The sequence below is a fragment of the Actinomadura alba genome (assembly GCF_014323705.1).
Lineage (GTDB): Bacteria > Actinomycetota > Actinomycetes > Streptosporangiales > Streptosporangiaceae > Actinomadura_C > Actinomadura_C alba.
In genome coordinates this window covers 104,077-116,382 of record NZ_JABVEC010000005.1, presented here as the reverse complement: position 1 = coordinate 116,382, position 12,306 = coordinate 104,077, and the positions used below count along the sequence as shown (strand labels likewise).

Genomic DNA, 12,306 nt, shown 5'->3' with positions numbered 1-12,306 from the left:
GTGAGCGGTGCCGCCGGTGGCGACTCTAAGCAGTGTGAGAAAAGTCGTCGCCGCCATCGTGGCCTTGATCGGCACCTGCATGATCTGCGCCGTCCTGGCCGCCCTTCTGATGATCTTCGAGGCCAAGGAGCTCCGGCACAAGTCGCAGACCGCCCTGCTCGCCGCGACTCCCGCGATCGCCGGCGACGAGCTCCGCTCCCGCGGCCACTATCTGAGCAGCCCGCTGACCTGCCAGAGCATGCCGGGTCACACCAAGAGCCACATGCGGGTCAGTTGCCATGGGGCCACCACGGACAGCAAGCGGGTTCAGGTGATCGGCACGGCCGAGGACAAGGCCAAGGAGGAGTACTTCACGATCCTCCTCAATGGCCGCCCTCTCGTGCAGAACGCGAGATGCCTCGGCGCCGACTGCCGCGCGAAGAAGGGTTGACCGTTCGCGCGGACGTTTAGTGATCAGCGGAAAGGCCGGTGGCCCTACCATGATTCACGGCGCGTAGACGGCGCCGACACCCTTCCCACCCCTGATCCAGGAGCACGCATGCCCGGCAGCGCCGTTTCTCCCGGGCCGGTGGCCGTCGACACGATGGGTGGTGATCACGCCCCCGATGAGATCATCGCGGGGGCCGTCACCGCGGTCCGGGAACATGACGTACGCCTGATTCTCGTCGGGCAGGCACCACGGATCAAGCAGCAGCTGGACCGGCTCGGCGTCGCCGGGCAGATCCCGATCGCACACGCCGACGAGGCACTGGCGATGGACGAAGGAGCGCTCGCCAGCCGGCGCAAGCCGCGCTCGTCGGTCGCCATCGCCTGCCGGCTGATCCGGCAGAACCGGGCATCCGCGCTGGTGTCGGCGGGAACCACGGCGGGGGTCGTCGCCACCTCGCGGTTGCGGCTGCGCGGCCAGCACGGCGTGACGCGCCCGGCGATCGCCGTCGTCCTGCCGACCCGCCCGCGCCCGACGGTGCTGCTGGACGCCGGGGCCACCGCCGACGTCAAGCCCGAGACCCTGGTGCAGTTCGCCGCCCTCGGCACGGCCTACGCACAAGTGCGGCACGGTGTGGACCGGCCACGTGTCGGCCTGCTCACCATCGGCGCCGAGCCGGGGAAGGGCAACAAGCTGATCCGTCGCGCCCATGAGCTGCTGACCGCGGCGCCCCCCGGCATCGAGTTCGTCGGCAACATCGAGGGCGACGATCTGCTGGGGGGCAAGGTCGACGTGGTCGTCACCGACGGCTTCACCGGGAACGTCGCGCTCAAGACCATCGAGGGCTCCGTGCGTCTGGCGCTCGCCGAGGTCGAGGCGGCGATCGGTTCGAGCCGGCGGGCCAGGATGGGCGCCGCGATGCAGCGCCGCCCGCTGCGTGAACTGCGGGACCGGCTCGACTCCGGTACGTACGGCGGCGGCGTGCTGCTGGGCCTGAACGGCACCGTGGTGATCGCGCACGGGGCCTCGAACGCCAAGGCCATCACCTCGGCGTGCGTCCTCGCGCACGACCTCGTACGGGGGAACATCGTCGAGCGCATCCGCGAGCAGGTCGCCGCCGCCCGCCCGCCGCGGTTCGGCCGCAGGCACGGCGACCGTGATCACCCGGCCCCGGAGCGCGACGAGCCGCCGTCCGCCGACTGATCCCGAAGGCATGGGGCCGTGCCGGGGGCTCATATGTTTGGGCGGCCGGCCCGTACCGCCGATAACCTTGGACCATGTCCGATCCGCAACTCGTTCTCGCCGCCCGTGTCCAGGCCGCGCTCGCCGCCGCCTTCGGACCGGAGTACGCGGACACCGACCCGGTCATCCGGCCCTCGCAGTTCGCCGACTTCCAGGCCAATGTGGCCCTGCCCCTGGCCAAGCGCCTGGGCCGAAAGCCGCGCGACGTGGCCGGCGAGATCGTGGCCAGGCTCGACGTCGCGGACCTGTGCACGGCGATCGAGGTCAGCGGGCCCGGCTTCGTCAACCTGACCCTCAGCGAGGAGTGGATCGCGGCGCAGGCCCAGATCATGCACGGCGACGAGCGGCTGGCCGTCCCGGTGACCGACGACCCCCACAAGGTCGTCGTCGAGTACTCCTCGCCCAACGTGGCCAAGGAGATGCATGTAGGGCATCTGCGCACCACGATCGTCGGGGACGCGATCGCGCGGATCCTGGAGTTCCTGGGCCACCCGGTGGTGCGTGACAACCACCTCGGCGACTGGGGCACCCCGTTCGGCATGCTGATCGAGCATCTGCTCGACGTCGGCGAGCACTCGGCCGAGGCCAGGCTGCTGGAGACGGATCCGAACTCGTTCTACCAGGCGGCCCGCGTGAAGTTCGACACCGAGCCCGCGTTCGCCGAACGCGCCAGGGAACGGGTCGTACGGCTCCAGGCCGGCGACGCCGACACCCTGCGGCACTGGCAGGAACTGGTCGATCTGTCCAAGGAGTACCTCCACCGGATCTACGGGCGGCTCGGCGTCAGCCTCACCGACGAGGACATCCGCGGTGAGAGCTTCTACAACCACCTGCTCGCCGCCACGGCGGCGGAACTCCAGGACAAGGGCATCGCAGTGATCAGCGATGGCGCGCTGTGCGCGTTCCCGCCCGGATTCACCGGCCGGGAGGGCGAACCGCTGCCCGTGATCATCCGCAAGCGGGACGGCGGCTACAACTACTCGACCACCGACCTCGCCACGATCCGGTACCGGGCCGACGACCTCAAGATCGACCGGGCGATCTACGTGGTCGGCGCGTCGCAGGGCCTCCATTTCCAGATGGTGTTCGCGGTCGCCCGGATGGCCGGGTGGGTCCCCGAGGACATGCGGCTGGAGCACGCCCAGATCGGCAACGTGCTCGGCACCGACGGCAAGATCCTGCGGACCCGCGCCGGCGGCACGATCAAGCTCAGCGAGCTGATCGACGAGGCCGTCGAACGCGCCGGCCAGGAGTTCGACAAGATCGAGCATGACGAGCCGTTCGACGAGCGCACCAGGCAGGCGATCGTCGAGGCGGTCGGTGTCGGGGCGGTGAAGTACGCCGACCTCTCGGTCGCCCTGGACAGCGAGTACGTCTTCGACTTCGACCGGATGATCTCGTTCAAGGGCAACACGGGTCCGTATCTGCAGTACGCCACCGCGCGGATCAGGTCGATCTTCCGCAAGGGCGGCGTGGACCCGCAGGACACACCGGGCCCCATCGCCCTCGGCACCGCGGCCGAGCGCGCGCTGGCGCTCCGGCTGCTCGGCTTCGGCGGAGCCGTCGCGCTCGCCGGCGAGACGGCCGAGCCGCACCGCCTGTGCGCCTACGTCTTCGAGCTGGCGTCCGCCTTCACCACGTTCTACGAGAACTGCCCCGTGCTGAAGGACGACGTCGAGCCCGCCGTGCGCGCATCACGCCTCGCCCTGTGCGCGCTGACGCTGAGGACCCTGGTCAAGGGCCTCGATCTCCTCGGCGTCACCGCACCGGATCGTATGTAGCCGCGCTCATCGCGGTGTCGTTCGGCGCCGGTCCTGGCCTCCCCTTCCTGATCCGGTTCCGAGCCCGGTCCCCGGGCTCACTCATGGTCGGTCATGCTCGACGAGGCCCGAGAGAAAGCCGCCGTTCTCGCCGGCCGACTGACTCGCGCGCACATTCGCGGGCCGGTCCGTCGAAGAGCCGGGTGCCATCGAGCCGCCGGGACGTTCCATGGCGCCCCTGGACTCGGCCGGCATCGGCCTGGCGGTGGTGCTCTCGGTTCCGCGCTCGGCCGCCTTGGCCTTCGGCGACGGCCTCGCCGGCGTCCTGGTCTTGGCGGCCGGTTTCGCCGGCGCGGTGGCCTTGGAGCGTCCGGCGGTGGCGGTCGTGCGCTTGGCGGTCGTCTTGGCCGCACCGGTCGTCTTCCGACCCGTGGTGGCCGTCGCCCGCTTCGGCGCGGTCTTCGCCGTCGCTGTCGTCCTCGACCGCCCGGCGGCCGCCGACGTGCGCTTGGCGGTCGTCTTGGCCGCACCGGTCGTCTTCCGCGCGGCGGTGGCCGTCGCCCGCTTCGGCGCGGTCGCCGACGTGCGCTTGGCCGCCGTCTTCGCGGCACCGGTCACCTTCCGTGCGGCGGTGGCCGTCGTTCGCGTTCCCGACGGCCTAGTGGCCGCGGCGGTCTTCGCTCGCCCGGTCGCCTTCGGTCGCGCGGCCGCCTTCGCCCTTGAAGTGATCTGGGTTGTGGCGGTCGGCTTGCGACGGGTGGCCGCCGCCGTCGTCCGCGTTCTCCTGCGTGCGGCCGGTTTCCGCGCCGTCGTCGATCTGGCCCGTGGGGCCCTCTCGACCGAGATCTCGGGCTTGGCCGCTCGCATCGCCGACGCCAGCGAGTTCAAGGCCCTGGCCGTGGCGGTCATGGCCTTGGTCGCCGTCGTCATCACGGTCATGGCGACGTTCATCGTCCGCTCGGACGACGCCACGTTGCCCATGGCCGACATGGCCTTCGAGGCCACGGACGTGGCCTTCTTCGGCACCTCTCTGACCGCCTCGACCGGTGGCATGGCCTCGGCCTTCCTGGCCGCGGTCCTCGCCCGGGTCGCCGTGGCGGTCCTCGCCCGTGCGGTGGTGCTCCTCGCCCGTGCCGTGGTGCTCCTCGTGCGCGCCGTGGTGCTCTTCTTGCGGGCCGTGGTGCCCCCCGTGCGCGCCGTCGTGGCGGTGCGCCCGGTCGACCTCGCTGCCGAGGTTCTTCGGCTCGGAGCCTTTTTAGCCGTGGATTGCCTCGTCGTGGCCTTCTTGGCAGCCGCCTTGCCGGCTGCTCCGGCGCTGGCCGAAGTTCTCCTCGCGGCCGTGCTCTTCGTGCGACTCGCTGCCGTCGTTCGACCGGCGGTCGCCGACATACCTGTTTTGGTAGCCACTGATCTCCCCCCCGTGACGATCAGTTACGGGGACATCTATTCCACAGTTGGGGACTATCTACACACCGTGGTCTTCTGCGTCTTTCCACGTGAGGCACAGATTCGGCACCACGTAACCCCCGGGTGCCGCCCTGAGCCCCACGCCCGCATCGGGTCCCCGGACTGGCCAGTTAATCCTTATCTTTTTCCACCATATGCTGGCATCCTTGGGCACGTGAGTGTGCGCGTCGTCAGCCCCATGCTCATCGGCCGATCCCCTGAACTCCAACGCCTCGGCGAGGCGCTCGCCCGCGCGCCGAGCGCGGTGCTGGTCGGCGGTGAGGCCGGTGTCGGGAAGACCCGGCTGATCCGGGAGTTCGGTGACCGCGCCCAGTCCGCCGGGGCGCGGGTGCTGCTCGGCGCATGTCTCGAACTGGGCGCCGACGGTCTGCCGTTCGCGCCGTTCACCACGGTGCTGCGGGGACTCGTACGCGAGATGGGGGCCGACGGCGTCACCGCGCTGCTGCCCGACTCGGCGGCGAGCGGGCTGGCCAGGCTGCTGCCCGACTTCGGCGAACCGGAGCCCGACGCGACCAGCGGAGAGGCACGAGCCCGGCTGTTCGAGGTGGTCCTGACCCTGCTGGAGGGGCTGGCCGAGGACACGCCGACCGTTCTCGTCATCGAGGACGCCCACTGGGCCGACCGGTCCACCCGCGATCTGCTCACCTTCCTGATCCGCAACCTCGACGGCGCCGCCGCTCTGCTCCTGGTCGTCACCTACCGTTCCGACGAACTGCACCGCTCTCATCCGCTGCGCCCCCTGCTGGCCGGGTTGGAACGCGTCGACCGGGTCGACCGGGTCGAGCTCTCGCGGCTCAGCCGGCGCGAGGTCGCCGATCTGGTGCACGGAATACTCGATCACGAACCTTCGGCGCAGCTCGTCGAGCAGGTCTACACGCGCAGCGAGGGCAACCCGCTGTTCGTGGAGGTGCTGCTGAACTCCGAGGACGGCGGCCCGGCCGGTGAACTGCCCGAGTCGCTGCGCGATCTGCTGCTGGCCGGCGTGCGGCGGCTGCCGGAGGACGCGCAGGAACTGCTCCGCGTGGCGAGCGGCGGGGGCGACCACATCGAGCACGCCCTGCTCGCGGCCGTGTCCGGGCTCGACGCCGCCGCACTGGACCGGACGCTGCGGCCGGCCGTCGCGGCGAACGTTCTCGTCGTCGAGGGGGATCGGTACGCGTTCCGGCACGCCCTGATCCGCGAGGCCGTGCAGGACGATCTGCTGCCCGGCGAGCACAGCCGGCTGCACGCCCGCTACGCGGAGGCGCTGGAGGGCAATCCGACGCTGCTGCCGGCCAGGAGGCTCGCGGTCGAGCTGGCCCATCACTGGTATCGCTCGCACGACGCCACCTGGGCCCTCATCAGCGCCTGGCGGGCGGCGGGCGAGGCCCGGAAGGCGGCCGCCTACGCCGAGGCCCTGGAGATGTTCTCACGCGTGCTGGAGCTGTGGGACCGGGTGCCCGGAGCGGCCGAGCACATCGGCCGCGAACTGGGCGAAGTGCTGGAGGACAGCGTCTCGGCGGCGGACCTCGCGGGGGACGGCGAGCGCGGGATCAAACTCGCCACCGCGGCGCTCAAGGAGATCGGCGACCCGGTCCGGGCGGCCGGGCTGCTCGAACAGCGCGGCCGTATGTCGCTGAGCCTCAACCGGGCCGAGGGGCTCGAGGACCTGCGCGAGGCGATCCGGCTGATCCCCGCCCGGCCGCCCAGCGTGGTCCGCGCGCGGGCGCTGGCCAGCCTGGCCGAGAAGACCTACAAGTTCGCCGTCTCGGATGAGGCGGGCCGCATCGCCGAAGAGGCCGCCCTGGCGGCCCGCGAGGCCGGTGACGCCGCCGCGGAGGTGAGCGCCCTGCTCACCCTGATCTACCTGGACGAAGAGGCGGACGACGAGAAAATGCTCGCCCGCCTGGACGATGTCGCCCTACTGGCCGAACGGGCGCGGTCCTACCGCCCGGTGCTGCGGGTGGCCGTCAACCGGTCTCATCTCCTCGAGGGGATGGGCCGGCACCAAGAGGCCATCGAGGTGGCCCGGCTCGGTGTCGAGAAGGCGCGTCACCATGGGCTGGCCCGGGTCGCGGGCACCGGGCTGGCGATCAACCTCGCCGACCCGCTGGTGTCGGTCGGCCGCTGGGACGAGGCCCTGGCCGTGATCGAGCACACCCTCGAGCAGGGCCCGGCGCCGAACCCCCGAGACTACCTGCGGCAACTGGCCGCAGAGATCGCGCTCGCCCGAGGCGATCTCGACAGGGCCGACGCGGCACTCGCGGCGGTGTCGAACCCGGCCGCGCGCGGCGCCGGCCCCCGTGCGGAGAATCACTTCTACACCGCCCGGCTCGAGGCGGAGCTCCACCTCGCGCGCGGGAATCCGCACGAGGCGATCTCGGCCGTCCAGCCAGTGATCGCGAATCCCGGTCTGGTGGACGACGGCCGGTACGCATGGCCGGCCCTCGTCGCCGGCGCGCGCGCGTGCACGGAGGCCCGCGACGCGGATGCCTTCGCGGCCATCGAGGCGCGTGCCGCGGGGCTGGCCGCGCGCGGCCCGGTCCAGCGGGCCCACCGGCTGGCCTTCGCGGCGGAGGCCGCCGAGTTCCGCCGTACCCCGTCGCGCTCCGCCTGGGACGCCGCCGCGGACGCGTGGGAGGCCCTCGGCCACCCCTATCGGCTCGCGTGGGCCCTGACCCGGGCCGCCGAGGCCGCCGCGGCGGAAGGGCACCGGGACGGTCTGGCGCCCCGGCTGCGCCGGGCCGCCGAGCTGGCCGACGGGCTCGCCGCCCACCCCCTGCTGAAGCGGATCGACGAGGTGTCGCGGCGCACGCGCCTCAACGTCACCGCGGGTCCCGCCGACGCCGCCCCGCTCGGCCTGACGCCACGTGAGCTCGAAGTGCTCCGCCTCGTGGCCGACGGGCGCAGCAACCGCGACATCGCCGAGACGCTCTTCATCTCGGTCAAGACGGCGAGCGTGCACGTCTCCAACATCCTGAGCAAGCTCAACGTCGGCGCACGCGGCGAGGCGGCGGCGACCGCGCACCGCCTGCGGCTCTTCGAGCCGGACACCGCACAAGATCGGCGAAGACGGGTGGCCAGCGGGAAGACCCCGGCCACGAAGCAGGCCCCGGCCACCGGGCGAGGCACGACTAAGACCCCGCACAAGACCTAGATAGGGCATCTGCCCGAAGCGGCACCGGTGGCCTTAGGGCGACCCTGGTGTGAGGTTGCCGCCGAGGATCGGGTGCCCGAGATGACCGAGGTACTGGACGACATGAACCCCAGCGTGGTGAGCCCCGTGTTCGTGGGGCGAACCGCCGAACTCGCCATGCTGACCGACCTCTACACGGCGGTCCGCCAAGGAGCACCGGCGGCGGTGCTGCTCGGAGGCGAGGCCGGGGTCGGCAAGACCCGGCTGGTGAACGAGTTCGTCGACCTGGTCGGCTCCGCCGACGGCTCTGACGGCTCGGATGACGGTGCGCACGCGACCGCCCGCGTCATCGTCGGCGGCTGTCTCTGGCTGAGCTCGGCGGGCCTGCCCTACGCACCTTTCACGGCCATGCTCCGCCAGCTCGTACGCGATATCGGCCTCGATGAGATCGCCGCCCTCATGCCGGGTGGCACCACCCGTGATCTGGCCAGGCTTCTGCCCGGATTCGGCGAGATCGCCGCCGAGCCCGACGCCGAGACCGGGCGGGTGCGGTTGTTCGAGCAGATGCTCACCCTGCTGGAGCGGCTCGCCGAGCGGGCACCGCTCGTTCTCGTGATCGAGGACGCGCACTGGGCCGACCGGTCCACGCGCGACCTCCTCACGTTCTTGATCCGCAATCTGCGGCACGGCCCCGTAATGCTCCTGGTCACCTACCGGTCGGACGATCTGCACCGCGCGCACCCGCTGCGGCCGATGCTGGCCGAGCTGGGCCGGGTCGGCGGCGTCGTGGGGCTCGACCTCCCTCGCCTCGCCCGGGGCGAGGTGGCCGCGCAGCTCGGCGGAATCCTCGGCCGCCCGGCCGAGCCCGGCCTGGTCGAAGCGGTCTACGGTCGTAGCGAGGGGATTCCGCTGTTCGTCGAGGCGACCGCCGGGTGCGCGGGCGATCCGGGCGGCGGGGTGCCCGAGTCCCTGCGCGATCTGCTCCTCGCCGGAGTGCAGCGGTTGCCGGAGGAGACTCAGGAGCTGCTGCGTACGGCCAGCGCGGGCGGAGAGCGCGTCGGGCACGAGCTGCTCGCCGCGGTGTCGGGCCTGGACGACCGGGCGCTGACCGCCGCCCTGCGCCCGGCCGTCGACGGCAACGTGCTGGTCGCCGGCACCGACGGCTACACGTTCCGGCACGCCTTGATCCGCGAGGCCGTCCACGAGGACCTGCTGCCCGGCGAACACAGCCGCACGCACCGCAGATTCGCCGAGGTCATCGAGACGGAGCCGGGCATGGCCGCGACCCGTGACGCCGCCGTCACCCTCGCCCAGCACTGGTACGCCGCGCACGACAACGAACGCGCCCTGCTCGCGGCCTGGCGGGCCGCCGCCGCTCTGGCGGCCTCGCTGGCGTACGCGGAGCAGGTCGAGATGCTCGGACGGGTCCTCGAACTGTGGGACCGCGTCCCGAACACGGCCGAACTCGTCGGCAGCGACCAGGTGGACGTGCTCTTGCTCACGGCCGAGGCGGCCACCGCGTGCGGCGAGGTCGAGCGCGGCCTGGCCATGGTCCGGGCGGCGCTCGCCGAACTCGATGAGGAGCGCGACCCTGAGCGGGTGGCCCTGCTGCTGACCTGCCGCGCGCGTCTGCGCGGCTACAAGGGGATGCTCCCGGAGCAGCTACAGGACCTGCGGAAGGCCGAGCGGCTCGCCGCGGGGCCGACCCTGGCCCGGGCCACGGTGCTGGCCCGGCTCATCTGCCAGCTTCTGCTGCGCGGTCTCGACGAGGAGTGCCAGGCGTTCAGCGCGGAGTCCCTGTCGCTGGCACGACGGCTCGGCGACCGGACGATCGCGGTCGACGCCATCGTGACGCTCGCCACGATCGCCGCCGGCGAGGGCGGCGGCGACATCGAGGAGAACCTGCGGGATCTGTACGAGGCCCATGCCGAGGCCAAGGAGCTCGGCTCCGACTTTCTCGTGCTGCGAAGCCTCATCAACATCTCCCACATGCTCGAGAGCGCGGGCCGCCATGACCTCGCGATCGAGGCCGCCCGCGAGGGATTCGAGCTGACTCAGCGGGTCGGCCGGGCCCGCATACAGGGACCCTTCCTGGCCGGCAACCTCGCGGAGTCGCTGATCTCGGCGGGGCGCTGGACCGAGGCCGACCAGGTCCTCCAGAAGGGCCTGGAGCTCGATCCCGCGGTCTCCCTGTCCGGCTACCTGCTGTTGGCGGTCGGCACCCTCGCTCTCGCCCGCGGTGAGATGGCGGCCGTGGCGGACGCGATGCGGGCGATGCCCGCGTCGTTCACCTCCGACCACGCCATCCCGCAGGACGGGCTGCCGTACATTCGGCTGCTCATCGACTGGCGGCTCGCCGAGGGTGACATCGCGGCGGCACTGGACCGGGTGCATCATGCCGTCTCGACCCTGGACCTCACCGTGCGTCCGCGGTTCTCATGGCCGGTCCTAGTCTCGGCCATGAGGGCCTGTGCCGAGGTGGCGACCGACGCCGACACGGTCCGTGACGACGCCCTGCTCGTACGCGCGACCGTGCTGCGCACGGAGTTGCGCGGGCTCGCCGACCGCCTCTCGGCGAGCGGGCGGGCGATGGCGGCCTACGCCACGACGTTCGCCGCCGAGTCCGCCCGCGCCGCCGGCATGCTCGACCGTACGGCCTGGGACGCGGCCGCGGGCGCCTGGGAGGACCTCGGCGATCCGTACCCGTTCGCGTGTGCGCTGGTCCGGGCCGCCGAGGCCGCCGCGGGCGACGGCGACCGCGAGGGCGCGGCCGGACGGCTGCGCCGCGCGGCCGAGGTGGCCGACCGGCTGGGAGCCGTACCGCTGCGCGGGCAGATCGACCACCTGGCGCGGCGCGCGAGGATCTCGCTGACGGACCGGTCACCGGCACCGGACTCGTCGGCCGGACTGACGCCCCGGGAACGCGAGGTGCTGCGGCTGGTGGCCGAGGGCCGGAGCAACCGGCAGATCGCCGACGAGCTTTTCATCTCGGCCAAGACGGCGAGCGTCCACGTCTCGAACATCCTCGGCAAGCTGGGCGTGGCGGGCCGCGGCGAGGCCGCCGCCGTGGCGCACCGGCTTCAGCTCTTCGACTGAGGGCCACCCCCACGTGGTGACCTGGACGCCGGTGACCGGACGTCGGTGACCGGACGCCGGTGGACGGACGTCGGCCACGGGGAGCCCGGGACGGGGATTCGGTGGCAGGAGCCTCCCCTCCCACGCTCCCGCCACCGAACCGGTCGGCCGCACGGGTGCTGGGGGCCTGCGTCCGGCGGGGCGATCGACGCGGCACGTATGCCGCCTCTGGTCGCCGGCACCGGCCGGTGACCCGTGTGGCCACTCCGAAGTCTCGGCCCGCGGACATGCCGCCGGCATCGGGACGATGCCCGATGCGGCTACCTATCTTTCCGCTGGTGGCGTGGCCGGCCGCCGTGCTCAGCGCTCAGCCGGGTACGCGAGCGACGCAGAAGACCGTCTGGCCGAACGGGGGCTTGATCACCCGCTCGATCGCCCGCGTGGTCGGGATCACCGTACGGTCGTAGATCTTGACCAGCCTGGGGTCGGGGTATCCGGCGCCGCCGCGCCGGACGGCCAGCCACCACGCGATGCCGCCGAGGAAGTTGATCGGCTTGAGCACGCCGGGTTCGAGCCCGGCGGCCCGGACCGACGCCTCGAGGGTCTTCGGGGTGTAGCGGGTGACGTGACCGACCTTGCGGTCGAAGTCGCCGTAAAGCTGCATATAGCCGGGCACCCAGATCACGATGCGCCCGCCGGGCTCCACGATGGACGCCAGGTCCTTGAGCGCCTGGACGTCGTCCTTGATGTGCTCAAGGACGTTCATCATGACGACGGTGTCGACCTTGCGCTTGATCTTGATTTCCGCGGGCAGCGCGAGGTCGAGCACCTCGACCTCGTCGTCGGTTCCGTAGCGCTTGCGCAGCTCACCGACACAGTACGGGTCGTTGTCGCTGACCACGAGGTAGTCGAGCCGCCCGGCGAACTGCTCCGAGAAGTGCCCGAGGCCCGAGCCGACCTCGAGCAGGGACCGGCCGACGTGCGGGGCCACCATGTCGTACTCGTACTGCCGGTAGTTGCGGGCCTCATCACCACCGAGATGGTTCTCCAGCGCCCCTTCGCCGGCCGCCGGCTGCACGACGTCCCCGGCGGCCGGCTGGATGCTCTCGCCCTCGCTCGCGGTGGGGGTGGTCGGCGGGCGGCTGCCCAGAAGCTTGACGAGGCTACGGGCGACAAGGTTCTTCTTCGGTGGTGACTGCATACGTTCCGCTCGCTGGAGT

6 protein-coding genes are annotated in these 12,306 nt (G+C 71.9%); 5 read left to right on the top strand and 1 reads right to left on the bottom strand.

Annotation, left to right across the window (positions count from 1 at the left end):
• Positions 1-34: 34 nt before the first annotated feature.
• From HKK74_RS09235 to HKK74_RS40755, 5 genes are all read left to right on the top strand, one after another.
• Positions 35-430: a hypothetical protein gene (locus tag HKK74_RS09235; protein WP_312881365.1), complete on the top strand. Its 396-nt coding sequence runs from the start codon at positions 35-37 to the stop codon at positions 428-430.
• Positions 431-538: 108 nt separating this feature from the next.
• Complete coding sequence (plsX, locus tag HKK74_RS09230) at positions 539-1,630, top strand: phosphate acyltransferase PlsX (protein WP_187242694.1); 1,092 nt, start codon at positions 539-541, stop codon at positions 1,628-1,630.
• 74 nt (positions 1,631-1,704) lie between these two features.
• A complete protein-coding gene (gene argS / locus HKK74_RS09225; RefSeq protein WP_187242693.1) occupies positions 1,705-3,450 on the top strand; it encodes an arginine--tRNA ligase in 1,746 nt (581 codons plus the stop codon).
• A 208-nt stretch (positions 3,451-3,658) separates the two neighbouring features.
• Positions 3,659-8,032 (top strand): ATP-binding protein, encoded by a 4,374-nt coding sequence (locus HKK74_RS40760; RefSeq protein ID WP_281397713.1) that lies wholly within the window; start codon positions 3,659-3,661, stop codon positions 8,030-8,032.
• A gap of 81 nt (positions 8,033-8,113) precedes the next feature.
• The gene (locus HKK74_RS40755; RefSeq protein ID WP_281397712.1) at positions 8,114-11,107 is read left to right on the top strand and encodes a helix-turn-helix transcriptional regulator; all 2,994 of its coding nucleotides are present in this window, start codon (positions 8,114-8,116) and stop codon (positions 11,105-11,107) included.
• Positions 11,108-11,453: 346 nt separating this feature from the next.
• Here HKK74_RS40755 and HKK74_RS09210 read toward each other — a convergent pair whose 3' ends face one another.
• On the bottom strand, positions 11,454-12,287 hold the full coding sequence (locus tag HKK74_RS09210) for a class I SAM-dependent methyltransferase (protein ID WP_187242692.1): 834 nt from the start codon (positions 12,285-12,287) through the stop codon (positions 11,454-11,456).
• Between the last annotated feature and the right edge of the window lie 19 nt (positions 12,288-12,306).

What these genes read in the sequence shown, in the direction of transcription:
- plsX (WP_187242694.1), top strand. Translation starts at nt 539, where the DNA reads ATGCCCGGCAGCGCCGTTTCTCCCGGGCCGGTGGCCGTCGACACGATG.
- argS (WP_187242693.1), top strand. Translation starts at nt 1,705, where the DNA reads ATGTCCGATCCGCAACTCGTTCTCGCCGCCCGTGTCCAGGCCGCGCTC.
- HKK74_RS40760 (WP_281397713.1), top strand. Translation starts at nt 3,659, where the DNA reads ATGGCGCCCCTGGACTCGGCCGGCATCGGCCTGGCGGTGGTGCTCTCG.
- HKK74_RS40755 (WP_281397712.1), top strand. Translation starts at nt 8,114, where the DNA reads ATGACCGAGGTACTGGACGACATGAACCCCAGCGTGGTGAGCCCCGTG.
- HKK74_RS09210 (WP_187242692.1), bottom strand. Translation starts at nt 12,287, where the DNA reads ATGCAGTCACCACCGAAGAAGAACCTTGTCGCCCGTAGCCTCGTCAAG.